This is a genomic window from Sphingopyxis sp. OAS728 (assembly GCF_014873485.1).
Taxonomy (GTDB): domain Bacteria; phylum Pseudomonadota; class Alphaproteobacteria; order Sphingomonadales; family Sphingomonadaceae; genus Sphingopyxis.
Genome location: NZ_JADBDT010000001.1, coordinates 3,809,762 through 3,835,146 on the forward strand (window position 1 = coordinate 3,809,762; position 25,385 = coordinate 3,835,146).

Annotated in this window: 22 protein-coding genes; 9 read left to right on the plus strand and 13 right to left on the minus strand. The window is 63.5% G+C overall.

The genetic code is table 11. The features are described 5' to 3' along the window. Positions 1 to 6 precede the first annotated feature (6 nt). Positions 7 to 1,155 (plus strand): TIGR03032 family protein, encoded by a 1,149-nt coding sequence (locus tag GGC65_RS17980; protein ID WP_192648403.1) that lies wholly within the window; start codon positions 7 to 9, stop codon positions 1,153 to 1,155. Between the two features lie 30 nt (positions 1,156 to 1,185). On the opposite strand, the gene GGC65_RS17985 is transcribed toward GGC65_RS17980, so the two are convergent. Then, the gene (locus GGC65_RS17985; RefSeq protein WP_192648404.1) at positions 1,186 to 2,142 is read right to left on the minus strand and encodes a LysR family transcriptional regulator; all 957 of its coding nucleotides are present in this window, start codon (positions 2,140 to 2,142) and stop codon (positions 1,186 to 1,188) included. An 89-nt stretch (positions 2,143 to 2,231) separates the two neighbouring features. Between GGC65_RS17985 and GGC65_RS17990 the strand changes: the two genes are divergently transcribed. Continuing rightward, entirely contained in the window at positions 2,232 to 2,774 is a 543-nt protein-coding gene (locus GGC65_RS17990; RefSeq protein WP_192648405.1) for a YybH family protein, read from the plus strand. Between the two features lie 73 nt (positions 2,775 to 2,847). Here the strand turns inward: GGC65_RS17990 and GGC65_RS17995 are convergent, their stop codons facing one another. Then, positions 2,848 to 4,050, minus strand: a complete 1,203-nt coding sequence (locus GGC65_RS17995; RefSeq protein ID WP_192648406.1) for an alpha/beta fold hydrolase — start codon at positions 4,048 to 4,050, stop codon at positions 2,848 to 2,850. Here GGC65_RS17995 and GGC65_RS18000 point away from each other — a divergent pair. The 3 genes from GGC65_RS18000 (at position 4,034) to GGC65_RS18010 (ending at position 9,818) form a co-directional block, all read left to right on the plus strand. Beyond that, positions 4,034 to 4,435, plus strand: a complete 402-nt coding sequence (locus GGC65_RS18000) for a hypothetical protein (protein ID WP_192648407.1) — start codon at positions 4,034 to 4,036, stop codon at positions 4,433 to 4,435. The two genes, GGC65_RS17995 and GGC65_RS18000, sit on opposite strands and share 17 nt — an antisense overlap. Before the next feature lie 202 nt (positions 4,436 to 4,637). Further along, the gene (locus GGC65_RS18005; RefSeq protein ID WP_192648408.1) at positions 4,638 to 7,469 is read left to right on the plus strand and encodes a PAS domain-containing protein; all 2,832 of its coding nucleotides are present in this window, start codon (positions 4,638 to 4,640) and stop codon (positions 7,467 to 7,469) included. 162 nt (positions 7,470 to 7,631) lie between these two features. Next, positions 7,632 to 9,818, plus strand: a complete 2,187-nt coding sequence (locus tag GGC65_RS18010) for a TonB-dependent receptor (protein ID WP_192648409.1) — start codon at positions 7,632 to 7,634, stop codon at positions 9,816 to 9,818. Between the two features lie 6 nt (positions 9,819 to 9,824). Here the strand turns inward: GGC65_RS18010 and GGC65_RS18015 are convergent, their stop codons facing one another. The 6 genes from GGC65_RS18015 to GGC65_RS18040 form a co-directional block, all read right to left on the minus strand. Further along, positions 9,825 to 10,334: a cupin domain-containing protein gene (locus GGC65_RS18015; protein WP_225940895.1), complete on the minus strand. Its 510-nt coding sequence runs from the start codon at positions 10,332 to 10,334 to the stop codon at positions 9,825 to 9,827. A gap of 6 nt (positions 10,335 to 10,340) precedes the next feature. Beyond that, on the minus strand, positions 10,341 to 11,045 hold the full coding sequence (locus GGC65_RS18020; RefSeq protein WP_192648410.1) for a type 1 glutamine amidotransferase domain-containing protein: 705 nt from the start codon (positions 11,043 to 11,045) through the stop codon (positions 10,341 to 10,343). A 108-nt stretch (positions 11,046 to 11,153) separates the two neighbouring features. Next, entirely contained in the window at positions 11,154 to 13,634 is a 2,481-nt protein-coding gene (locus GGC65_RS18025; protein ID WP_192648411.1) for a TonB-dependent receptor, read from the minus strand. A gap of 4 nt (positions 13,635 to 13,638) precedes the next feature. After that, complete coding sequence (locus tag GGC65_RS18030) at positions 13,639 to 14,664, minus strand: sensor histidine kinase (protein ID WP_225941231.1); 1,026 nt, start codon at positions 14,662 to 14,664, stop codon at positions 13,639 to 13,641. Positions 14,665 to 14,682: 18 nt separating this feature from the next. Continuing rightward, the gene (locus tag GGC65_RS18035) at positions 14,683 to 15,702 is read right to left on the minus strand and encodes a GAF domain-containing protein (protein ID WP_192648413.1); all 1,020 of its coding nucleotides are present in this window, start codon (positions 15,700 to 15,702) and stop codon (positions 14,683 to 14,685) included. 79 nt (positions 15,703 to 15,781) lie between these two features. Further along, complete coding sequence (locus tag GGC65_RS18040) at positions 15,782 to 16,369, minus strand: NADPH-dependent FMN reductase (protein WP_192648414.1); 588 nt, start codon at positions 16,367 to 16,369, stop codon at positions 15,782 to 15,784. Positions 16,370 to 16,574: 205 nt separating this feature from the next. Here GGC65_RS18040 and GGC65_RS18045 point away from each other — a divergent pair, with 205 nt between their 5' ends. Then, positions 16,575 to 17,813 carry an MFS transporter gene (locus GGC65_RS18045; protein WP_192648415.1) on the plus strand — a complete coding sequence of 413 codons (1,239 nt, stop codon included), beginning with the start codon at positions 16,575 to 16,577 and terminating at the stop codon, positions 17,811 to 17,813. A gap of 2 nt (positions 17,814 to 17,815) precedes the next feature. Here GGC65_RS18045 and GGC65_RS18050 read toward each other — a convergent pair whose 3' ends face one another. The 5 genes from GGC65_RS18050 to GGC65_RS18070 all read right to left on the minus strand — a co-directional run bounded on the left by GGC65_RS18050 (position 17,816) and on the right by GGC65_RS18070 (position 22,941). Next, positions 17,816 to 18,640, minus strand: a complete 825-nt coding sequence (locus GGC65_RS18050; protein ID WP_225940896.1) for an enoyl-CoA hydratase/isomerase family protein — start codon at positions 18,638 to 18,640, stop codon at positions 17,816 to 17,818. A gap of 8 nt (positions 18,641 to 18,648) precedes the next feature. Next, positions 18,649 to 19,338 (minus strand): sensor histidine kinase, encoded by a 690-nt coding sequence (locus GGC65_RS18055; RefSeq protein WP_192648417.1) that lies wholly within the window; start codon positions 19,336 to 19,338, stop codon positions 18,649 to 18,651. 89 nt (positions 19,339 to 19,427) lie between these two features. Further along, complete coding sequence (locus GGC65_RS18060; RefSeq protein WP_192648418.1) at positions 19,428 to 20,072, minus strand: response regulator transcription factor; 645 nt, start codon at positions 20,070 to 20,072, stop codon at positions 19,428 to 19,430. A 53-nt stretch (positions 20,073 to 20,125) separates the two neighbouring features. Then, positions 20,126 to 20,542: a response regulator transcription factor gene (locus GGC65_RS18065; protein WP_318780187.1), complete on the minus strand. Its 417-nt coding sequence runs from the start codon at positions 20,540 to 20,542 to the stop codon at positions 20,126 to 20,128. Between the two features lie 2 nt (positions 20,543 to 20,544). Continuing rightward, on the minus strand, positions 20,545 to 22,941 hold the full coding sequence (locus GGC65_RS18070) for a PAS domain-containing protein (protein WP_192648419.1): 2,397 nt from the start codon (positions 22,939 to 22,941) through the stop codon (positions 20,545 to 20,547). Between the two features lie 375 nt (positions 22,942 to 23,316). On the opposite strand from GGC65_RS18070, the gene GGC65_RS18075 reads away from it, so the two are divergent. The 3 genes from GGC65_RS18075 (at position 23,317) to GGC65_RS18085 (ending at position 25,363) form a co-directional block, all read left to right on the plus strand. Continuing rightward, complete coding sequence (locus GGC65_RS18075; RefSeq protein ID WP_192648420.1) at positions 23,317 to 24,237, plus strand: LysR family transcriptional regulator; 921 nt, start codon at positions 23,317 to 23,319, stop codon at positions 24,235 to 24,237. 154 nt (positions 24,238 to 24,391) lie between these two features. Next, the gene (locus tag GGC65_RS18080) at positions 24,392 to 25,102 is read left to right on the plus strand and encodes an SDR family NAD(P)-dependent oxidoreductase (RefSeq protein ID WP_192648421.1); all 711 of its coding nucleotides are present in this window, start codon (positions 24,392 to 24,394) and stop codon (positions 25,100 to 25,102) included. Between the two features lie 24 nt (positions 25,103 to 25,126). Next, a complete protein-coding gene (locus GGC65_RS18085; RefSeq protein WP_192648422.1) occupies positions 25,127 to 25,363 on the plus strand; it encodes a tautomerase family protein in 237 nt (78 codons plus the stop codon). Positions 25,364 to 25,385 lie beyond the last annotated feature (22 nt).

Genomic DNA, 25,385 nt, shown 5'->3' on the forward strand with positions numbered 1-25,385 from the left:
AGCATGATGAGCAATACCCAAACCCCCGCAGACCAGCCGGCCGAGGCCGCCACCACCGGACAGGCCTATGCGCCCGGCGAAGCGCCCGCAACCGAGCCGGGCAAGACCAATATAGCGGTCTCGCGCGGCCTTGCCGGCTGGCTCGCGGCGCGGCGAACCAGCTTGGCCTTTACCAGCTATCAGACCGGACAGCTTTTCCTCGTCGGCCTGCATCCGGGCGGCACGGTGTCGTTCAACCAGCAGAATTTCAGCCGCGCGATGGGCGTGTGCTGGCGACCGGGGAGGCTCTATCTCGGCTCTCTCAGCCAGCTCTGGCGGCTCGAGAATATCCTGCGCCCCGGCGAGGTCGGCAACGGCACGTTCGACGCGGTGCTGGTGCCACGCAACGGACAGACGACGGGCGACATCGATATCCACGAGGTCGGAGTCGACGGCGACGGCCGCGTCATCTTCGTGAACACCAAATATAGTTGCCTCGCGACGCTCGACCTGACGCACAGCTTCAAGCCGATCTGGAAACCGCATTTCATCTCGAAGCTGGCGCCCGAGGATCGGTGCCACCTCAACGGTCTCGCGATGCAGGATGGCCAGCCACGCTATGTCACCGCAGTCAGCCGTTCGGATGTGATCGCCGGATGGCGCGAGCGGCGCCACGAGGGCGGAGTGCTGATCGACGTGCAGACCGACCGCATCGTCACCGACCAGCTCTCGATGCCGCACTCGCCGCGTGTCGTCGGCGACCGCATCTATGTGCTCGACAGCGGGCGCGGGCGGATCGTGCGGATCGACCCGGCGACGGGCGAGAAGACCGACATTGCCTTCTGCCCCGGTTTCCTGCGTGGCATGTCGATCGTCGACGGCCATGCGATCGTCACCGTATCGAAGCCGCGCAACGGCAGCTTTGCCGGGCTGCTGCTCGACGGCGAGCTCAAGGCGCGCGACGCCGAACCCTGGTGCGGCGTGCTGATCGTCAATCTGGCGAGCGGCGACATCGTCGAATGGATCCGCCTGGAGGGGCATATCACCGAAATGTTCGACGTTGCGGCGATGCCCGGTGTCGTTTGTCCGATGTCGGTCGGGCCGAATACGGCGGAGATGCAGAATACGATCAGCTTCGAGCCGACCGCGCTGTTGGAATTGGAACGGGCAGCCTAGCGCATTTCCGCCCGCAATCGGGCTCGATCGCTACCTGGCGATTTGTACGACGGTTGCGTCTGCCAGCCGGTCGACCAACCAGCTCAATCCAGCGTCGGTCAGCGCAGCCTTCGGGACAAAGGCGTTGAGGCGGAACGTGCCGAACGAGATGGGCGGCTCTGTGATCGCCAGGCCGAATTGATCGGCATGAAGCGCGGCGAACGTTCGCGGGATAGCGCAAATCAGATCGGTAGCCGGCAGGACTGCACATGCGAACATGAAGTTCGGCACCGTGAGCGCGACGTCGCGGTGCCGGCCCTGCGTCGCCAGTATATCGTCGACGAACCCATGCGGATCGCCCGTCATGGAGACGACCAGATGGCGATGGGCGCAATAGGATTCGATCGTCGGGCGCTCGCAAAAATTGTGGCCGGCCCGCGTGGCGAGGACAAAATCCTCTTCATATAGCGCCCGCTTTTCGAACCGGATCGGGCCTTCCTCGGACGGGATCACCGCGATGTCGATCTCGCGGCGTTCGAGTTCGTCGAATGCCGTGCGCCACGCGCGGTCGGGCGCGGTCTCGTCGGCGACGGGCAGGAGCTGCCTTATGCCGATCCTGATCCCTGGCGATCGGCTTTCCAGTTCGGTCAGAAGCGGTTGCAGGAATACCGCCGAAACCCCATCGGGCGCGCCAATCGCGAAACGCCGGACCGAGGTCGCCGGGTCAAAGGGCGCCGCCTGAGAAAACACTGACCGGACCTGCTGCAATATGTCGGCGATGGCGGGCGCCAAGGTGGAGGCGCGATCGGTCGGCACCACGCCCTTGGGTGTCTTGAGGAAGACGGGATCGTTGAGCAAGCGGCGGAGCCGGCCCAGCCCATGGCTAACCGCAGAGGGCGACAGGTTCAGGCGTGCAGCTGAACGGCCGACATGCCTCTCTTCGAAAACGGCCTCGAACAGCAGCAACAGATTGAGGTCGGCGCGCGAGAGATCAATTTCATTCAGCATATTCGTGAAATCATATCACTTCATGCATCATAGGAAAATTGCCATTTCGCCTGGGTCGCGGCGTCGCCGCATCCAGACGAGGAAAAGACATGATGGTGAGACGGATTTTAATAGCTTGCGCCGCCGGCGCGGCAGCCGCTTTCGCAGGAGGAGACGCCGCTGCGGACACGAACCGCGATTCCGACGTCGCAGCGTTGGTCGCGAGGGCCACGACCGCGCATGAACGCCTGATGCGCGGCGACATCATCGGGTATCGGCAGGCGATCGACGTGACGCCCGACTTCGTGCTGATGGACCCGTTCGGCGGTCGGCCGACCGGCGCGCCGAAATCGGAGGCGCATTGGAACCGGATCGGTCGCTTCTTTCGCGAAGGCACGGCGGCCAGTTTCGACCTCGTCGGTGCCTATCGGTCGACCGACCTGATCGTGCTCGTCGCAAATGAACGCGCGCATGTCGCGGTAGGATCGCTCGACGCGCAGGAGTGGTTCCTGCGAGTGACGCTTGTCTTTCGCCGCGACGATGGCGCGTGGCGGCTGGCGCATCGCCATGCCGATCCGCTGGTGCGCGGTATCGGCGTCGAAGAGGCAGCGCGCCTTACGCTGGGGCAGGGCGAACTTCGCATTGGCCCGTGATCGGACGCAGACCGCAATTTCCACGCCGCCGGGTCGGATTTCAACGGTCGTTCGATCGGCGGCTTTTCAATTCTTATATGCTTGGCTGCGCCAAATCGATGGCCTCGAGAATATTGTCGATGACAAAGGAAGGAGCCTCGTGCGGGAGGCCGTGCCCCGCGGTTTTCGAGATATTCTGCTTCGAGCGTGAGGACAGCGACAGCAATCGGCGCTGCATGTCCTGTGTGGCGGCCTCAAGTTTCACAGCAAGTGGCTCGGACATTCCCGGCACCATTCGATAATGCACGCTGTGGGTCGCGATCACCACCGGCTTGGCGCCAAGCGAGCGGAGCATGCGCGCTTGCGCGGCGCTGGCCCTGAAGTCGAGCCTCTCTTCGTTCTTCGAGGGGTCGACAGCCATCGACGTCAGAAAGCTGCGCGCCTCGGTGACCGCCTTTTCTTCATCAGCCGCCGGGGCCGGCAGAATGGAAAGCCAGGTATCGATCTGGTCGGGATGCGTCGAGGATACCAACACCAGTCCGGCGGTTTCTTCCGGGTACAGATTTGCGAACACCTGGGCATGCAATCCGCCGATAGAGTGGCCGGCGATAAGATAGGGTCCCGCTATCCCGGCCTTGTGCAGGGCGCTGTGTAGATCGGTGGCCGCATCGGCGCTGGTGCGTATGCGTTCGGGCGCGGCGTCGCTCGCGCCGAGGCCGGCGCGGTCGTAGAGGCAGACCCGGGTGCGTTCGGCGATCTTGGCAGCGATTCCTCGCCATCCCGGATCCTCGACGGGCGCTGTGCCCATCCCGGCATCGACGACGACGGTCGGCATACCCTCGCCGCGGCATGTCAATTGGATCGAGCGTCCGCCAATGTCGAAGCGACCTTCGACCGGATTGCCGTCGGATCCCCCCGCGTTGGCGATCGGCGCAATGATGAAGGCGATTGGCAGGGCAAGCAGAACGCGCATCAATATCTCCAGATTAGAACAGTCGACCCCAATTTTTGCCGGAAAGGCGGCCGATAGATCAAAGACGCTTTCTCGATAGCATTTGGATGCGATGCGCGACGGAGAAATTGGCTGGTGGCCACATAAGACTTTCGGACAATTTCTCGACTTCCCGAGCGAGCGTAGTTTCGAGCGGCGAGCAAGGCCGGGCACCGGCTTGCTCCGGTCGGCCGCATGGAACTGCATGCGGTGCCGACTGACGATCGAAACCCGAACAGGAGATATCCAGATGCCCGCTCCAAAACCCGTCGTTCGCATTCTGCTGGCGATGACATCGATGATCATGCTGCCGCTCGCGGTAGCCCCGGCGCATGCGAAGTCGACAGCATCGATCCAGCGCGTTGAAGACAATCTGGCTGCGGCTGGCTTTATCGTGAAGCCGGCGAACACGCCCGAACGCGCCGCGATGCTGATGCGACTGCCGGCGAACAAGTTCGTCCAGCGTATCGATGGCGACACGGTGACCTACGTCTATGCCGATCCGAAGGCCTGCGGCTGCCTTTATGTCGGCACGCAGGAGGCATATGGTCAGTATCAGAAGGCGATGCAGGCGAAGAATCTGCTCGATCAGCAAGCGGATAATGCCCTGGCGTTTCGCGACGATGCCTGGAGTTGGGGCGCCTGGGGGCCGTGGGGTCCGCATTGGGGCTTTGGCTATTATGGCTGGTGAAGCGAGCCGATCGGCGGAGCGCGATCCGAACCGGCGATTTCGACGGGCCATATCCGCGGCTTGACGAGCCTCTTGTCCATCTGCTTGCCTGTGCGTGCGGGGAAACCCGATACCATGGTATCGATGGCGCTTGACTCTGTTACAGAGCATTCTGCCAATTCGCTCCTGATAGCGGCAATCGGTCTGTGGACGGCGGTGGGATTTGGGAAGAGCATCTAGCCTGCAGGACGGCGCGCAGCCGGAGGTACAGCTTTACTCGCTGGAAACGAGTGCGATGGCGCTGATGGAAGCGATGCCGGGCCTCGTCGCGATGCTGGCGCCCGATGGCAGCGTGCAGCGGGTAAACGGGCAGATCCAGGAATATTGCGGGGAGACGCTCGAAGAGCTTCGAAACTGGGGTACGAACGGGATCGTCCACCCCGACGACATGGGCCATGTGGGCGAGATATTCAGCCGGTCGATGGCGGCGGGCACGTCCTACGAGATCGAACAACGGTTGCGCCGGTTCGATGGCGTGTATCGCTGGTTCCAAAATCGCGGCCTCCCGATGCGCGCCGAAGACGGGCGCGTGATCGCCTGGTATGTGCTGTTGATCGACATCGACGACCGGAAAAATACCGAACAGGCGCTGGCGGCCAGCGAGCATGAACTGCAGGTCACGATCGATTCCATTCCGGGCCTGGCATGGACTGCGCGCACCGACGGCACCGGCGACTTTTTCAATCGCCATTACCTCGACTATACAGGGCTGTCGCACGACGAACTCTGCGATTGGCAATGGACCCAGAGGATCCACCCCGACGATCTGCATGCCATCACCGGTGGTTGGGAGGGCTTTCGGGAGGCCGGGACGCCGGGCGTGGTCGAAGCGCGGATCGAGCGCCACGACGGTGTCTATCGTTGGTTTTCCTTCCACGCGAGCCCGCTCCGCGATCCTGCCGGGCACATCGTGAAATGGTATGGCGTCAACGTCGATATCGAGGACCGCAAACGCGCCACGCTGATGCTCGCGGGCGAACACGAACTGCTCGAACTGATCGCGTCGGGCAAACCGCTAGACACGATATTGGGCAAGCTTTGTGAGGTCGTCGAGCAGATTTTGCCGTCCTGTCACTGCGAGGTACGGACGATCGGCGGCGACGGTCGGACTTTCGAATATGGCGTGGCGCCGAACCTTCCTGAAGCGTTGGTCGGGGCAGTCACGGGGGTCGCTGTGGACCGGGCGATGTCACCTTGCGGCATGGCCGTGCTCGATGTGCGCCAAGTCGTCGTGGAGGATGTCGCCAGCGATTGGCGCTGGAAAGGCTCGCCTTTACAGGATCGCCTGCAACAGAGCGATTTGCGCGCGGTGTGGAGCACGCCGATCCTCGCGGGCGAGGCCCGGGTGCTCGGCACGGTCTGCATCTACCGGCCGTTCGCATCGACGCCGCAAGCCGACGATCAGGACATCATCGGGCGCGCCGTTCATATCGCGAGCATCGCGATCGAGCGCGCGCGCGACGACGAGGCTTTGCGGGCCGGCGCGGCGCGGCTGCGCGAAGCGCACCAGCATTTGAGTCAGGCGCAGCGGCTCAGTCGGACGGGCAGTTTCACGACCGACGTCAGGGCGGATACGCATATCTGGTCGGAAGAATTATACGAGATACTGGAATTCGATCGCGACGAGGCGCCGAGTTTTGCGGCCTTCCGGAAATGCATCCATGCGGAGGATGTCGGCCGGTTCGATGCCGGTTTCGAACGGTCGATAACGGGCCGCGCGGAGTTCGATCATGTGTTTCGCGTGGTGACGCCGAGGGGCAACACCAAATATCTCCACGCCGTCGCGCAATTCATCTCCGAAAGCGAGAAGCGGCCGATCGTCGTCGGATCGATCCAGGATATTACCGAAAGCAAGCGGATCGAAAATGAGCTGCGGCGAAGCGCAAATTATCTATCGGCCGGCGAACGCGTCAGCCTGTCGGGGTCGTTCGCCTGGGACATCGCGACCGACAAGATCGTCTATTCCGAACAATTCGCGCGGCTGAACGAATTCGACGACCGGGATGGGCTGACCGCCGACGATTTTCGCAGCCGCTTTCATCCCGACGATGTGCCGATCTTCGAGCGCGAGGTCGCGAAGCTGCTCCACGGTGCAGATCATATCGAATATGATCTGCGGCACCTGATGCCTGACGGGCGCATCAAATATTTTCACGTCTTCGCGCAGATGGTCGAACAGTCCGACGGCCGCAGGGAATGCGTTGGCGCGGTGCAGGATGTCACGCGAAACCGCACGGCGGAGCAGGCGCTCGACAAGGTCCGGTCCGAGCTCGCCCATGTGACGCGGGTCATGACGCTGGGTGAATTGGCGGCGTCGATCGCGCACGAGGTGAGCCAGCCGCTGTCGGGGATCATCACCAATACCAGCGCCTGCCTCCGTCTGCTTGGCGTCGAGCCGCCCAATGTGGAGGGGGCGAAACGAACGGCGCAGCGGACGTTGCGCGACGGAAACCGGGCATCCGAGGTGCTCGCGCGGCTGAGGGCGCTCTTCAGCAAGCGGGATTTTGTCGTCGAGCCTTTGGACCTCAACGAGGCCGCGCTGGAAGTCCTCGCCATCTCGGCCCACGACCTCCAGCGGAGGGGTATATTGGTGCTGACGGAGCTCGATGACGAGCTCCCGCCGGTTGCCGGAGATCGCGTCCAGTTGCAGCAGGTCATCCTCAACCTGATACTGAACGCGGCGGACGCGATGGAGGGTGTCGAGGGGAGGGCGCGGCGGCTGTCGATCGCGACCAGCCGGGCGGCGGGCATGGCTTGCCTGCGCATCAGCGACACGGGTCCGGGGCTGGGCGAGGAAGAGGCACGCCGGGTCTTCGACGCCTTTTTCACCACCAAGACGAACGGGATGGGGATCGGGCTTTCGGTCAGCCGCGCGATTGTCGAACGGCATGGCGGGAAGTTGCTCGCCTCGGCTAACGAGGATTTCGGCACGACATTCTCTTTCTCGGTTCCGCTTGCCGCATTGTCGGCGCTCGACACACGGCGAAACGGCTAAACCATGCAGCCGGGCAGAGACGAAGCGCGATTTGATCCTGTTCGCACGATTGCCGCAAGTCGCGCGAGACGGTTTGGCGTCCTCTGCGCATTCGTGGCGGTCATTCCCATAGAGCCTGCGTTGGCTCAGGCGACCGCAGATCCCCAGCCCTCCGAGATTGTCGTGACCGCCCAGAAGCGGGAGGAGGCCATCAACCGGGTGGGCATGTCGATCGATGCGATGCTGGGCGACGATCTTCGCCCCCGCGGCATCGACTCGGTGGCTGAGCTCGACAAGATCGCGCCCGGCCTGACTTTTACCCAGACGCCGTTCGGCCCGCCGGTCCTGACGCTGCGCGGGGTGGGTTTCTATGATTCAGCGCTGGCCGCCACCCCGGCCGTCAGCCTCTATGTCGACGAGGCGCCGCTCGCCTTGCCCGTTTTCGCGCAGGTCGCGGTCTTCGATGTCGAGCGGGTCGAGATATTGAAGGGCCCGCAAGGCACGTTGTTCGGCGAAAATTCGACCGGCGGCGCGATCAACTATGTCATCGCGCGCCCGACCGCCGATTTCTCCGCCGGTGGAATGGCAAGCTTCGGCCGCTTTTCGACCGTCGAGGCCGAAGCCTATGTCAGCGGACCGCTCACATCGACGCTGGGCGCGCGCCTTGCCGTACGAACGATCCAGAGCGGCGACTGGCAGCGGAGCCATACGCGCAGCGACACGCTGGGCGAGACGCATCAGGGGGCGGCGCGGCTGCTTCTCGACTGGCAGCCATCCCCGGCCGTACGCCTGTCGCTGAACCTGAACGGCTGGCGCGATACGTCCGACAGCCAGGCGTTCCAGCTCGCAGGGGTCGCGTGCACCGTGCCGCAGAAATGCGCGCCCGACCTGCTGGTTTATCCGCTCGCCCCGGAAAATGCGCGCGCAGCCGATTGGGATGCGGGTTCGCCGATGAAGGTCGACGACAGTTTCGGGCAGGCGGTGCTGCGGGCCGACGTCGAGATCGGTTCGGGCCTGCGGCTGACCTCGATCAGCGGATACCAGCGCCTCAGCCAGGACAAGTTCATCGATGCCGACGCGACCGCCTTGCTGCTCAACAGCTTTCGTCAGGAGGGGCACGCGACGACGTTCAACCAGGAACTGCGGCTGGCGGGGGACAGTGGCACGGTCGACTGGATATTGGGGGGCTATTATTCGTCGATCGACGTTCGCGAACATTTTTCGGGCCGGACCGATTTCGTCTCGGCCAACGAGCCGCTGCCGGGCCTCTTTCCCCCCTTTCCGACGTCGGAGGGGCGCTATACGTTCAGGACGCGCAGCTACGCCGGTTTCGGCCATCTCGAATATGCGCTGACCGAACGGCTGAAGCTCAGCGCCGGGCTTCGATATACGCGGTCGGTCCAGCGTTTCGCAGCCTGCACCGGAACGGGCGAGGATCCGACGCTTGGGCGCCTCTTCGCCTATCTGGGGGCGATGGCGCGGGGCGAATTGCCTGCTGTTCCGCCGCCGCCCGAGTGCATCCAGTTCGACAAGGACACGCTGGAGCAGAAGGAAAGCCGCGATCGCCTCGCCGAGGACAATATCTCCTATCGCCTCGGGCTCGACTATCGCACGCGCGGCGACACGCTGCTCTACGCCAATCTCAGCAAGGGCTATAAATCGGGCAGTTTTTCGAATGTCCCGGCGTCCAATTCGATCCAGTTCGAACCCGCCCGGCAGGAGTCGGTGCTGGCCGTCGAAGCGGGAATCAAGGCACCGCTTGCGTCGGGGGCGACGCGGATCGAGGGTGCGGTCTTCTGGTACGACTATCGCAACAAGCAGCTCCGCGGGCGGATCCTCGATCCCTTTTTCGGCGCGCTGGAAACATTGGTGAACATACCGCAGTCGCGGGTCCGTGGCGCCGAGCTCGGCATCAGCACAAGGCCGTTGGCGGGCCTGACGCTGAGCGCGTCGGCAACGTGGGTCGACAGCCGGGTGGACGAATTCACCGGCATCACACCGACCGGTCAGACGAGCAATTTTCGCGATTCATCCTTCCCCTATGCTCCGCGATGGCAGGCGGTCGCCGACGCCCAATATGAGTGGGCGCCGACAGGGCGGCACCATGCATTCATCGGGGCGAACATCAACTGGCATGGGGAAACCTGGGCCGCGCTGGGCGAAGACGATGCCTATCGGTTGCGGCCCTATCTGACGCTCGACCTGCGCGCCGGGTTCGGGCCAGCGAACGGTCGTTGGCAAATCGCGGCTTACGCGCAGAACGTCACGAATCGATATTATTGGAACAATATATTCCAGTATATCGACACGCGGTTCCGGATCGCCGCGCGTCCGGCAACCTATGGCGTCCGATTTTCGGTCCGCTATTAGGTTCGGCTAGCAGCCGGTGGGCTGTTGCGCGCCGTCGCCATGGCAACGCGGATCGTCTTCCTTGTCCAGATATTCGATGCCGAGTGGCCCGGTGCCGGTGACCTGGGTAATATATTCACCCGACTGCGCCCAATGGAAATGGGGCGTATTGTGCGGCAGGATGACGACGCTTCCCGGGCCATAGGTCTGGAGCTTGGTAGGGTCGAAGGTCGTCCCGAAGCCGATGTAGAAGACCCCCGAAATCACCGTGTAAATCCGGTCTTCCGGGTGGATATGCGGCATCAGCTTGACCCCGCCGGGCACCTTGACGCGCACGGCATAGGGCGCGTGTTGGGCGGGATCGCCGACGACCTTTGCCAGCTCGGCGCCCGGTGGAAACGCGGCGAAGGGTTCGAAGCGAATATCCTCGGATCGTACCGATCCGATCTCCGTCGGGGACAGGCTCTGCGCCGATGCGGATGGTGCCGAACACATGATGCAGGCCATGGCGATCTTGATGGGGGAGGAGCGGCGCATCGATGCTCAGGCGGCGCCCGCGACAGGGGCCGCCATCGCCGTCAGCAGCTTGACCAGCGCTTCGGCGCCCGCCGTCGACGAGGCAGGATTCTGTCCGGTGATGAGCCGGCCGTCGGTGATGGCAAAGCTTTCCCAGTCGGCCGCCTTTTCGTACAGGCCACCGAGGCGGACGAGTTCATCCTCGACGAGGAAGGGGACGACCTCGGTCAGGCCAACGGCCTCTTCTTCGCTGTTTGCAAAGCCGGTCACGCGCTTGCCCTTTACCAGCGGCTGTCCCTCGAACATCACCTGCCGCAGCACGCCCGGCGCATGGCAGACGGCGGCGACGGGCTTCCCGGCGTTGTAGAACGCCTCGATCAGCGCGATGGAATCGGGGTTGTCCGCAAGGTCCCACATCGGGCCATGGCCGCCGGGATAGAAGATCGCGTCATAATCCTCGGCGCGGGCATCCTCCAGCTTGCCGGTGTTCGCAAAGACCTTTTGCGCATCGGCATCCTGTTTGAAGCGCGTCATTGCGGGGGTCTGGTTTTCGGGCAGGTCGCTCTTGGGATCGACCGGCGGTTGTCCGCCCTTGGGCGAGACGAGGGTGAGGTCCACGCCCGCATCGCGGAACACATAATAGGGGGCGGCACCCTCCTCGAGCCAGAAGCCCGTCTTGCGCCCCGTGTCGCCGAGCGTGTCGTGCGAGGTGAAAACCATCAAGATGCGCATCGTGCTGCTCCTTCGCTGCTGGATGGCTGATGAGGTAACATCGATGGGGCGCGGCGGCAGTCAGACATTGGTATCGCCAAGACCATGGTATCGGGTGCGCGGTATCGATCACCATTCCGATGGGCGAAGGGTCAAGCGCAGCCAGAATTGCCGGCCGGGTTCGAACCCGCAGAGCACTTCGCCCGATCCGGCGGGGCCCTTGATTGGCGCGCCGGTGATCGTGCCGGGAAAGACGCCGCCGCCGCCCGGATAGTTGAAATTCAAGCAGCCGCCCGTCGTGTAGCGGTTGGTCAGATTATTGCCGATCAGCGCGACCTCCCAGCGATCGTCGGGCCCCGCCAGTCGGACATGTGCGCCGAGCTTGGCGAACGCGTCCTGATATCCCCGCTCGCGGTTGCCGATATCGACGACATAGCGCGACGAATATTGGAAATTGGCGCCCAGGCTGAGGGTGAGTTTCCCGGTCAGCGGGCGCTCATAGCCCACACTCAGCGTGCCCTGCCAGGCCGGCGCACGGGGCAGGGGCGTGCCCGAAAGGTCCTGCCCATTATAGCGCACGGGGCCTCCCGACGCCGGGTCGATGCTGAAATAGCCCGCGGCGATCTCTTGGGCATCGGTTACCGGGGTCGGGAGAAGATTGCAGCCTTCGGCGACCGTCTGCCCCGCCTTGCAATCGGCGCCGACGAAACGCGTGAAGCGGCCGTGGTTCCAGTTGAGCGCGCCCGTGACGCTGAGCCCGGGCATCGCGCGCGGGCGATAGCGGAGCGTGAGGTCGGCGCCATAGACTGTCGCGGCGCCCGCGTTGACCGTCGCCAACGCAGGAACCCCTGCGGCGCTGATCCGGATGACCCCGGCCTGCAGCCCCTTGTAGCGATAATGATAACCGGTGAGGTCGAAATAGAATTGGCGGTCGCCGGCATAGCCTTTGATGCCGACCTCGCCGCCGCGCCCGCGCTCGTCACCGAACGAATTGTCGGTTCCCGGAATTGGCGGCTGGTTGATGTTGTAGGATCCCGATTTGTTGCCCTGTTTGTATGCGCCAAAGATTGTCAGCTCGTCGGTCGGATACCAGGCGATCGTCATCTCGGGTGACCAGTTGTGTAGCTTGAGCCGCGGAGCTTCGAACCGGATCGTCGCGCCCGGCACACCGCCATAGGCGCCGAAGGCGTCGAGCGCGGTCTGCATGTTGCGCCGCCGTTCGTCAGTCCACCGCAGGCCGCCGGCAATCTCGAACCGCGACGTGGGGCGGGCGCGTATCTGGCCGAAAAGCGCGAGCGCCCTGATATCGATATCGTGCGATCCCGCGAGTACGACGGGCGGGAAGCCATAGAGGCTATTGCCGAAAAAGCCGATGTCGTTCCGGAGGTTGCCGTCCTGAAAAAAGGCGCCGGCGGTGACATCGAACAGGCCGCCGCGATCGGAGGTCAGGCGCAGCTCCTGCGTGACCTCCTCGCGCCGCAGCGCCTTGGTGATCGCGATCGGCGATCCGGCGCCCCCCGACCAGGGACCGTTCTGCAGTGCGTCGGCGGTGAGGTGATAATAGCCCGTCACCGACGTCAGCAGCCAATCCGGTGCGACCGTCCAGTTGAGTTCGGCGGTGGCGAAGCGCTGGTCGAGGTCGGTGAAATTCTCCCCCTCGTTCGGCAGGCCGCCATAGGCCCGATCGTCGAGCGCGATGATATTGACGTTGCGGTCGGCCCGGCAATCCTCGTTGGCGCTATATTGCGAGGGCAGGTTCAGGCCGATCGTCGGCAGATAGTTGAATATGCCTTCGGGGCAGTCGACGAGCTGCGCGCCGAGTCCACCCAGACGCCGGTCGTGGGTGGCGTTGAGCTTGATCCGCGCGCTGAAATTGCTCGCGGGTTCGAACAATGTCGTGAGCCGAAGGATGAGGCCGCGATTGCGGCCGAAACGCGCGTCGGGCTGCCGCGCCCCACTGCCGGGGACGGCGAGTGCCGTGTTGCGGAAATAACCGTCGCCCGCCGTGTAACGCGTCGCGAGGCGCAGCTTGAGACCCTCGGCGACGTGCCCCGAGACGATCGCATCGGCCTGCCATTCGCGGGCTCGGGTCTCATAGGCAAGAGCGCCGATGATTTCGGTCTTTTCGCCCGGATCGGCGGTCCGGATCGCGATCACACCGCCGGGGCTGTTCTTGCCGAAGAAGAGCGGCTGCGGTCCCTTGAGTATCTCGATCCGGTCCATATCGAAGAGGCCCGCCGAATAGGCCGCGCCCTGTCCGAGCGGGAGGCCGTCGATATTGAGCGCGACCGACTGGTCCATCCCCGGATCGAGGGGGCTTGCCCCGATTCCGCGGAGCGAGACTTCGGTTCCGACCTCGAGCGGCGCCGCGCCGAGGATGAGGCCCGGCGTCAACGATGCGACGCCATAGAGATCGGTGACCTGCCGGTTCGCGAGCTCTTCGGCACGAAGGACGCGCGGCGCGGCCGGAACGCGGATGGCCTGTTCCTCGCGCTTGCGCGCGGTGACGATGATGTCGGCAGGATCTTCGATCTGCGCCATCGCCTCGGGAGTAGGGACGAGCAAGGCAATGATGAGCGCGGCGCTTGACCGGAGATGGAGCGGTACCATCGCCCTATGCGCCGTCCTTCGACGCTACGGGTAGCGAAAAGACGAGGGTGGTGCCGGGCCCCTCGTTGGACATTGCCCAGAGCTTCCCCTTGTGACGGTCGATGATCGAACGGCTCACTGACAGGCCGATGCCCATGCCATGCGGCTTCGTCGTATGAAAAGGTTCAAAAATTCGTTCACGATCTTCCTTGGCGATGCCGGTTCCTGTGTCGCGGACCATCAGCTGTACCCGTCCGGTTTGGTGCTGCACCGAAAGGATGGATATCTGGCGGGGGCGGTCATCGACGGCGGAAAGCGCATCGGCTGCGTTCAGGACGAGATTCAGGATCACCTGTTGCAGTTGGATGCGGTCACCGGTCACGTGGGGCAGTTCGTTGTCCAGATCGACGGTCATCGCGATGCGCCGGCGCTGCAGGTCATGTGCACAGATTGCGATGACCTCTCGCGCTGCGTCGTTGAGGTCGAGCAATTCGAGAGCAAAATCCTGTTTTCGATAGAGGCTACGGAGGCGTTTGATGACTTCTGCGGCCCGGTTTCCATCCCGGACGCTTCGTTCTGCCGTTCGAATTGCGCCTTCGATATTGGGCGGGTCGGTCGCGAGCATCCGCAGGCATGTGTTGGCGTTGGTGATAATGCCCGACAGCGGCTGGTTCACTTCGTGCGCTATCGAGGCTGCAAGTTCTCCGAGGCTGAGCACCCGGGTAACGTGGGCCAACTCGGATCGTAATTTTTCCGAAGCTTGTTCTGCCAGGCGCCGTTTCGTGATGTCTTGCGAGACGCCGACACACTCCACTCGTCCGTCTTCATGGTGAAAGACCAGGGTTGAATTGCTCATCCATTTGATACGCCCGTCGGGCATGAGGATGCGTTCCTCATTTTCCGGATTGTCCAGCCCCTGCCGCATACGATCGACCCGTCCCTGAACCATCGCGGCATCGTCCGGGTGCACCATAGGCATCAGATTGTTGGGGCCGAGCGGAAGGCTCGGGTCGATTTCCCAGATGCGGTACATCTGTTCGGACCAGATCAGCTTGTCATGGACAAGGTCCTACGAGAAGGAACCTGTCTCGCTTATCCGTTCTGCCGTAACCAACAAAAACTGGCGTCGTTTCAATTCATTCTCTGCACGATAACGTTCGATCGCAATGCTGGAGATATGAACGGCGCGCTGAATGATGTCCTGATGTTCGGGACGAAATTCGCCCGTTTCAGAGCGATAAACACATAGCGAGCCGAGTATCCCACCGTCCTTGGACGAGATCGGGACGCCGCAAGCCGACCTCAGCCCCTCATCCAATAGGCGCTTCTGAACATCCGTGTTTTGCCAACGGGGATCTGTAGCGATGTTTTTGGCGATTATAGTGGTCTTGTGTGCAGCGGCGCGTCCGGCGGGAGACATATCGTCAGCGAGAGGTGTGCCGGGCACGCTTTCGATGAGCTTGCATGATAATGTCGGCGCGACCGCGATTTCATAGACGGTCCCCGTCGCGTCGAGCGTGCGGATTTCGCATGGGCAATCAGGAGCCGCCTGTTCGATGACCTCGCACAACGCGACAAGGATGTCGCGGATTGGCCTGCTCGATGCGACGAGTTCGAGCAGCCGCCGCTCGCCGGCCAGCATGATCGCGGTGCGCTTCTGATCCTCTATATCGATGTTGACGCCATACCATTGGGCGATCTTTCCGTCGGCGCCCGGCGATGCGCTCGAACGGAAGGAAAACCAGCGATAGACACCGTCGTGGCGGCGAAGGCGCGCCTCGATTTCGCCGCCGCTTCCGGCTGCGTTGAAGGCCTCCCAGCAAGCCATCACGCGATCTACGTCGTCGGGATGGACCACGCTCGTCCATTGCCACCCCTCGAGTTGCCCGGCCGAAAGGCCGACATAGTCGAGATAGCGGCGGTTGAAGAAATTCCCGGTCCCGTCGGCACGGGCCGACCAGGCCATTGCGGGGATGGAGTCGACGACGCGTTGAAGGTCCCGTTCGTTCTCCGTTGGCGGTGCCGACAGCGATGCGGCCGCGCTTCGCGAAGCACGGGCACTGCGTCCCTCGGCGCCATTCTTGCTCATATGCGCTCCCGCAGCCAACAAGCAGCACAGGGTCTACCCATGCCGTGCCGAGGGCGGAAGCACTATCGAGACGAAAGTATCAGTCGGGCTCGTTCGTATGGCGCGCGGTCGCCAGCGCCTTTGCCCACCAGAGCAGTTCGTCGAGCATCGTCACGGCATTGTCGGCGATATAGGGAAGGTCGGCGAGATCGCGGTCCTTCAGCAAGGCGTCGAAGAAATCGCCCCCCTGGATGTGGACACCGTTGCGCGTCGGCGCAACCTGAAGCTCGATCAGGTTCGTGCGGAGTTGCTCGACCGCGCGTGCGCCGCCGACCGAGCCATAACCGAGGCAGGCCGCCGGCTTGCGCGCCCATTCGGGGTAGGCATAGTCGAGCGCGTTCTTGAGCACCCCCGAAATGCCGTGATTATATTCCGCAGTGACGAAGATATAGCCGTCGAACTCTGCGACCTTCTTTTGCCAGCGCTGCGCAACCTCGTTCTTCGCCGGCACATAGGCGTTGGATGCGGGCTCGTCGAAGAAGGGCAGGGGATAATCGCGCAGGTCGACAATCTCGACATCCATATCGCCGCGCGCGGCGGCGATATCGTGGATCCATGCGGCGGGTCTGCCGCCAAAACGCGTGGTGCGGGTGGTGCTGATAATGATGGCAATTCTGGGGTTTGGCATGGACGCTGATCCTGTGGCGACACATAGCGTGCCGGGAGCAGGCGGATATCGGCCCCGAGCAAGGGACAGCCCATTGGACGAAGGTATTGCGGATACTTTCGTCTCGTCGCACCCGACTATCGGCCCGCGTAATACCATCGTGCAATTGAGCGGTCGGGGCGGGCCGTCGATGTCGCGCGCCTCCCGACGTTAAACCGGATTGCCCATGCACAGCCCAGCCCGCCCCGCGAACGACAATCGACCTGCCGGTATCGTGCGCGGAACGAAGGAATATCGGCATCTCGCTTTCGCACTGCTGATGGCGGGCTTTTCGACCTTCGCGCTCCTTTATGCCGTGCAGCCGCTGCTGCCGGTTTTTTCGCGGAGCTTTGGTATCAGCGCGGCCAACGCCAGCCTCGCGGTATCCTTCTCGACGGGCGCGATGGCGCTCGCGTTCATCCCGGCGGGCATCCTGTCCGACCGGGTCGGCCGACGTCCGGTGATGATCGCGTCGCTATTCGTTTCGGCCTTGCTGACCATCGCGTCGGCGGTTGTGACCGATTGGGGCGCCCAACTCGTCTTGCGTGCCTTGATCGGGCTTGCGCTGGCGGGGGTCCCGAGCGTCGCGATGGCCTATATTGCGGAAGAGGTCGACCATGGATCCCTGGGGGCTGCGATGGGCCTCTATATCGCGGGCTCGGCGATCGGCGGGATGACCGGACGGATCGGTGTCACGTGGGTGAGCCATTTCACCGGCTGGCAGGTCGCGATTGCGGCCATCGGCGTGGCGGGGCTCGTGGCGGGCCTGATTTTCCTGTCCAGCGCTCCGCGTTCGCGTGGCTTCCATGCAGCGCATCACGACGTAGGATCGCTCGCGACGGCGACCCGGCGCCTGTTCGCCGATCGCGCATTGCCGTGGCTCTATCTCGAGGGCTGCCTGCTGCTGGGGACCTTCGTCACCATCTATAATTATCTCGGCTTCCATCTCGAGCAGCCGCCCTATGGCCTTGGACAGGCGGCGATCGGATCGATCTTTTTCCTCTACATCATCGGATCGTTCAGTTCGGCGTGGTTCGGGACACTGGCGGCGCGTTTCGGACGCGACCGGCTACTCTGGATGCCCGTCGCCGCGATGGCGGCGGGGATCGCGCTCAGCGAGGCGCGGTCGCTATGGCTCGTCATCGTCGGCGTCGCGGTGACCACCGGTGGCTTGTTTGCCGCGCATTCGACCGCTTCGGGGTGGGTGGGGGCACGGGCGACGCGCGACCGTGCGTTGGCCGCCGCTTTTTACCTGCTCTTCTATTATCTGGGGTCGAGCCTGTTCGGCGCCGCGGGTGGGCTGGCCTGGGACGCCTATGGCTGGACGGGGGTGGTCCTCTATTGCTTCATACTTGCCGCCGCCGCCGTGGGCGTCGCCTTTCGGCTCCGCCACATCGCCGCGGTCGAGGCGTCTTCCCGAAACTGAGGTCAGCTCTCCGCGCTGTCCACGAAACGGCCGAGCTCGCGTTCGACGTCGGAGCGGGTCTGGAGCCCCATGCCGATCAGCCGCGCCATGCGTTCGCGCGTTTCCGGGCGCGCCGTCGAGACGAAGAATTGGTCGAGCGCTGGCGGGAAAACGCCGTCATCGGGCAGCGAGAGCTGATCGACGAAGCGCTTTGTCTCGGCGAGTGCGTATTTTTCGAAGCCGGCGAGACGGCGCGCGAAGCGGTCGACGAACCAGTCGAGTTCGGCGTCGGGTATGGCGCGGTTGACATAGCCGTAGCGCTCGGCGAGCTCGGCGGGGAAATCGTCGGCGCCAAGCACGACCTCGAGCGCCCGGCCGCGACCGACCAAATGCGCGAGCCGTGCCATCGGGTTTGCGCCGGGAACTGCGCCGACGCCCACCTCGAACTGGCCGAGGATCGCCTTTTCAAGGCTCGCGAATCGCATGTCGCAGGCGAGCGCGAACTCGCTGCCTGCCCCGCGCGCGCGGCCGCGGATCATCGCGATCGAAGCAACCGGGGCGCGACTTAGACGCGCCAGAACGTCGAGCCAGGGATGCATGCCGGTGGGGCCCTTGGGCATCGCGGCGGTCCGGGCCTTGTCCACGAGCACGTCGTAGTGGGCGAGGAAATAGTCGGGGTCTTCGCTGGCGAAGACGACGACCTTGACGTCGGGGTCCGTCTCCATCTGCGCAATCAACCGGTCAAGCTCGCCGATCGTGTCGGGGTCGATCAGGTTGATCGGCGGGTTCGAAAAGGTCGCGTGCCAATAGCCGGGCGCGGGATATTCGAGGCGGATCTGCTGGGTCATGTTCTGGCTCATTGCGCGGCGAGCACATTCCAGACGGCCGATGCTGCCGTTGCCTCGACGATCGGGACGGCGTCCGCAGCGGGAAAATGGACCACGGCGAAATTGCCGCGTCGCGTGAACGACCAACGGACGGCGCCGCCAATCTCCCGCACGAGCGAGCGGACGAGCCTCTGTCCGCGGCCGGGCGCGCTGTCCCTTTCGGACCGGCCGCTGTCGCTGACGAGACAGAGGATATAGCTGCCTTCGTCGGTGATCCGAACATCGATCAGTCCCGGCTTGCCCTTGAGGCCGTGCCGCGCCGCGTTGCGGAGCAGCTCGGCCACGATCAGTCCGATCCGCCAGCCGCGATCAGCGGGCACCCGGATATCGTCGGCCTTCAGGATCAGGTGGATGTTGCGATCGGACAGGGTCGCACGGGTATATGCGCCGCAGATCGCTGCGATATGGTCGGCAAGATTGACCGCAGCGTCGATAGCCGGTGCCGACAACGCGCGATGCGCTTCGGCGTGATCGCGGAGGCGGTCCGCGACGCCCCGCAATGTATCGCGCACGCTGCCGCCGGCGCGAGCGGCGGCAATCGAAAGCATCGCGATTGCCTCGGCATATTCGTTGATGACGCGGTGGTTGATCTCTTCGACCAGATTGAGCGACGCGGGGAGCGCGCCTGTACCATTCATCGCAAAACCATGTTCCAGCATGACCGGTCTCCTGCATTGCTCGTTGCAGGGATTAGGTCAGGAAAGTCTCATTCGCGCCATTGAACCTTGGTGTAGCGCATACCTTTGTATCAGTTGGTCCGGCTATCCCGTGGCGGCGGCATCTCGAGGTCGAGCCGCTCGCTCATCTTGACGAGGTCGGCGAAGGATCCCGCCGACATTTTCTCCATGACGCGGCCGCGGTGTGCCTTGACCGTGATTTCGCTGATGCCGAGTTCCCAGCCGACCTGCTTGTTGAGCAGCCCCGAGACAACCAGCGCCATCACCTGCCGCTCGCGCGGACTGAGCGACGCGTAGCAACGCTGGACGCCATCGAGATCGGCTTTCTCTTCGACGGCGGTGCGGCTCGTCTCGACGGCACGCTCGACGGCGGACAACAGCACATCCTCGTTCAGCGGCTTGGTCAGGAACTCGGCCGCGCCCGCCTTCATCGCGCGCACCGTCATCGGAATGTCGCCATAGCCTGTGATAAAGATGATCGGCATTTCGGGGCGATCGCCCGCGATGCGCTCCTGAATGTCGAGGCCGTTGAGGTCGGGGAGGCTGACGTCGAGGATCAGGCACGCCGGGCCCGGCGGGGGCGTCCACGCGAGAAATTCGGTCGCCGAACCAAAGCCGCGCACTTTCATGCCCGCGGCGTCGAGCAGTGCTTCAAGCCCTTCGCGTGTCGAGAGGTCGTCGTCGACGACGATCACCATGGGGCGGGTGTCCAGCATGGCGTGCGGTCCATTCCTGAGGGTGGTGCTGTAATTTAACATGGCGGCCTCCACTATGCATCGGGGTTTTTCCGGGCGAGCGCGGTACGCACGGCATCGACGATCGCGCTCTCGCTGAATGGCTTGACGAGGCAGGCCACCGCACCGCTTCGCAGCAGCACCGGCCATATGCCGTCGTGCGAATGGGCGGTGATGAAGACGATCGGAAGATTTCGTTCCTGCCGGATCAGTTCCTGCTGCAGTTCGGGGCCGGTCATTTCGGGCATCGCAACGTCGAGCACGAGGCAGCCGACCTCATGCGCATCGTCGAAGCCCAGAAAGTCGGCCGCCGACGAGAAGGCCCGGGTTCGGAATCCAAAGGATTCCAGCAGGTCGGGAAGCGATTCCCGAACCGATTCATCATCATCCACGACCGCGATTATCTTGTCATTCAACATGTCTTTTCCTTGTGGTCCCTCCAGTGCCTCCACTCTCAATTTATCGTGACGACATTCCTCTCCCTCTCCAGTCCCCGCTCATGGATCGGCATGGCGAAAGCGAACGTCGCGCCATGCCCGTCGTTGCGGGCGGCGGTCAGGCGCCCGCCGTGGTTCTCGACGATCGAACGGCTGATCGCGAGCCCGACCCCCATCCCGTGCGGCTTTGTCGTGTAAAAGGCGTCGAACAGCTTGTCGGCGCCCTGATCGTCGAGCCCGATGCCGGAATCGCGAACCGCCAGCCGGACACCGTTGTGCTCGGTCTCGGTCGTTGACAGGAACAGGCTTCGCGAGCGGTCGTTCACCTCTCTCATCGCGTCGAGCGCGTTGAGGATCAGGTTGAGCACGACCTGCTGGATTTGCACGCGGTCGCCCATCACCAACGGCGTGCCCGGCATGAAATCATGCCGGAGTATCGCGCCGCCGCTTCGAATTTCGGTGTTGCAGAGGGCGAGAACCTCGCGAACCGCATCGTGCAGGTCGACGGGCTCGAAACGATAAGGATCGGCGGCGAACATCGCGCGCAGGCGCTTGATGACCTCCGACGCACGATTGCCGTCGCGGATCGTGCGCTCGGCGGTAGCGCGTGCCTTGTCGATATCGGGCGGGTCCGCTGCGAGCAGGCGAAGGCAGGCGCTGCTGTTGGTGATGATGCCCGACAAGGGTTGGCTTACCTCATGCGCGATCGAGGCGGTGAGCGCGCCAAGCGTCGATACGCGGGCCAGGCGCGTGAGCTCCGAGCGTGCATGATCGAGTGCCTCCTCGGTCAGCTTGCGCGCGGTGATGTCCTGTATCGCGCCCATGAAAATCGGCCGGTCGGTGACATGGTCGATGCGGCGTCCGACGACATGGGCATATTTCATCTTGCCGCTTGCCGGGACGAGACGGAAGGCGAGCTCGAAATCGTCACCGCCTGCGGCCTCGGTAAGCAGCCTCTCGACTTCGGGCAGATCGTCGGGATGAACTGCCGCGAGTATTCTCTCGAGCGTGATATCGGAGGCGGGATCGAATTCGAAAATGCGGTAATTCTCTTCCGACCAGATATGCTCGTTTCGCTCGACGTCCCAGGTGAAGCTGGCGGTCAGCGTCAGCCGCTGCGTTTCGACGAGGAAACGGTTGGTGCGTTGCAGGTCCTCGCTGGTTTGCTTCAATGCTGCATCCGCCTGCGTTCGTTCGATCGCCAGCGACGCGATGTTGACGAAACGGTCGACCAGCCTTTGCTCGAGCGACGTCGGACCGGCCGCCTTCTGCTTATAGAGTGCGAAGACGCCGATCACCTGGCCGGCACTCGACGATATCGGCGTCGACCAGCAGGATCGAAAGCCGATCGATTCCATGAGCGGCGGCCAGGACGAGCCAGCCCAACGCTGATCGGTCAACGGATTCGACGTAATGATCGGCGTGTTGCTAATCGCTGCGAGCGAGCAGGGGCCATAGCCGGGGTCGATGGCCTTTCCGTCGAAAAGCCGATTGTAGCTGTCGGGCAGGCTCGGCCCAGCACCGGGCCAGAAGCAAAGTGCGTCGCTGTCGACTCCCAACACGCTGCAGATCGAGCCGGGTGAAATCTCCTCCACCACCTTGCAAAGCGTGTCGAGAACCTCTCCCAGAGCACGACCCTGTGCGACCATGCGGAGGAGTTCGACCTCTCCGGTCAACAGATGCTCAGCCTTCTTCAGATCATCGATGTCGTTGCGGATGGAAACATATCGTACGACGTTCCCTGCGGCGTCTGTCGATGGGACGATGATCGATTGGAACCACCGGTACAGTCCATCCTTCCCCAGCAGGCGGCCCTGGTTAACATAAGGCGGACCGCCAGCGAGCATCTCTCCGAGCATTTGGAGGCCGGGACCGATATCGTCAGGATGGACGACCTGCGTCGTACGCCATTTGGTCAAATCTTCGAAGCTCTGACCATAATAGGCGAAGCCGTGGTCGTTCACATATTCGACCTCGCAGCGCGGGTCGAGGAACACCATATGAACCGGAATATTCTTGATGAAACGGCGAAGCCGCTGTTCCGAGGCGCTGCCGTGTATCGTGTCGGACCGTGCCTCGTCGGCAAATGATGCGATGCCGCACCAGCGGTTCTCGCCATCGTCCATCGGCGCAAAGCGAAGTAGGAACCAGCGATATTCGCCGTCGGTGCGTTGCAGCCGCACCTCAATTTCGCCTTGGCCGGCGGCTTCATGCGCCGATCGAAAAGCCGATTGAAACATCGCAATGTCGGCAGGATGAATCACCGATTCCAGCCCTTCCTGCCGAAGTCTCTCCAATGTTCGGCCCGTGTATTCGAGCCAGCGATTATTCACATAGTCGATGCCGTCATCGGCGTTCATGGTCCAAACCAAGCCCGGCAACGCGTCCATCACGCGGCTGAAGTCGGTTTTCATCGCTGCACTTCCTGCCCGCTACGCCGCAAGGATGATGCAAAGCCCACCTAACGTCCATTGATACTTTGGTGTCGGTGAAACCTAATTCCGCAGCGGCGATAGATATTTGGCCGTGCCGGCGGCTCCACCCCGATACCAACGTGTCACCATACCATCGTCCAATGGCGAAGCGCTGAGGCCCACCCCCATTCTCTGCCCGAACGCCGGAATAATCGCGGCGGCGGAGGAACGGTCATGACCCGCGTGGAAGCAGCCGGAGGTTTTCTAGCGTGCGACCTAGCCAGCGTTTCGTTCGCTGCGCGGTTGAGCGGTACTCGACCCGTTCGTCCGGCTGGCCTAGCATGATCCCCGACACTCCAATCTTGCGGGCGGACCATGGATCGCATCGACGCGATGAAAATCTTTGTGACGGCGGTCGACGAGGGCAGCCTCGCGGGCGCTGCGCGGCGCCTGCGCCGTTCGCCGACCGCGGTCAGCCGCGCGATCGCGTCGCTCGAGACGCATATCGGTGCCGAACTGCTCCACCGCACGACGCGCAGCATCCGCCTGAGCGAAGCGGGGCAGCGTTATGCCGCCTCGTGCCGGCGCATTCTTGCCGAACTGGAGGAGGCCGATCTGCTCGCGGGTGGCGAACGGTCGGCGCCGCGCGGGATGCTGACGCTGTCGGCGCCGCCGATCAGCGGCGAGGAGGTGCTGCGTCCGATCCTCGACGAATTTCTCGAAGCCTATCCGCTGGTGTCGGCGCGCCTGCTACTGGTCGACCGGTCGGTACATCTGGTGGACGAGGGCGTCGATGTCGCCCTGCGCGTCGGCCAGCTTCCCGACTCCTCGCTGGTCGCGACGCGCGTCGGCGACGGGGTGCGGCGCGTGGTCGTCGCATCGCCGCGCTATCTTTGCGAGCATCCGCCGATCGAGGAGCCTGCGGATATTGCGGGGCATCAGATCGTCTCGCTGACCCATTTCGGTATCGAATCCTGGGGGTTCGGAACCGGGCCGGCGGCGCGCACCGTGCATTTCACCCCGCGGCTGGTCGTCAATACGGTCCGCGCGGCGGTGGGCTCGGCGGTCGCCGGGCGCGGGCTGACGCGCGTCTATTCCTATCATGTCGCGCGCGAGGTGAAGGACGGGCTGCTGAATATCCTGTTGCCCGAAGCCGAACCGGTGCCGCAACCGGTGCACCTGCTGGCGCCCGGCGGCCGGATGGGCGTGCCCAAGGTTCGCGCCTTCGTCGATTTCGCGACCCCGCGGCTGCGTGCGGCTTTCGCGCGGCTCGCGATCGACGCGCGCGCGCTTTAGCCGAAACATTATCCCGATATCCGGCAGAATGTCTGCCGAACTCGGCGGATTATATCCCGATACCGCCTGACCTACCTTGCTCCCGTCGGCGCATGGCGCGCCACACGGGCGAGCCTTTCTCGACCCGTCGTCACTCAAGCAAAGGTCCAATATCATGAGCAATGCACAGAAAGTCGCCGTCATTACCGGCGCATCACAGGGTATCGGCGCCGCACTCGTCGACGCCTATCTTGACCGCGGCTATCGCGTCGTCGCGACCTCGCGTTCGATCCAGCCGTCGAGCAATCCCGACGTGCTGACGATCGCCGGCGATATCGGCGACCCCGAAACCGGCGCGCGCGTGATCGCCGCGGCGCTCGAACATTTCGGCCGCGTCGACACGCTGGTCAACAATGCCGGCATCTTCGTCGCGAGCCCCTTCACCGGCTACAGCGCCGATCAATATGCCAGCGTCGTATCGACCAACCTCAACGGCTTTTTCTACATCACGCAGGCTGCGGTCGCAGCGATGGAAGCGGCGGGGCGCGGCCATGTCGTCAGCATCACGACCAGCCTTGTCGATCATGCCAATTCGAATGTCCCGTCGGTGCTTGCCTCGCTGTCGAAGGGCGGCATCAACGCGGCAACCAAAAGCCTCGCGATCGAATATGCGAAGCGCAGCGTCCGCGTGAACGCCGTGTCGCCGGGCATCATCAAGACCCCGATGCACGCCCCCGAAACGCATGAGTTCCTCTCGGCGCTGCATCCGGTCGGCCATATGGGCGAGACGTCGGACATCGTCGATGCCGTCCTCTTCCTCGAAAATGCGCCCTTCGTGACGGGCGAGATCCTGCACGTCGATGGCGGCCAGTCGGCCGGCCATTAATCCGATCAGCCAAGGAGAAAGACCATGCCTATCATCACCGTCCAATTGACCCGTGAAGGCACCGAACCCGGTGTCGATCATGTGACCGCGGAACAGAAGGCCGCGATCTACAAGGGGATGAGCCAGGTCCTGCTCGACGTGCTCGGAAAGCCGCTCGACTGGACATGGGTTATCTTCCAGGAAGTCGAGATGGAAGATTGGGGCTGGGGCGGTATGCCCGTCGCCGAGTATCGCAAGAAGCTCGCGGCAGCCTCCGGCTGAACCTTTCGACCTTGGAGACGAT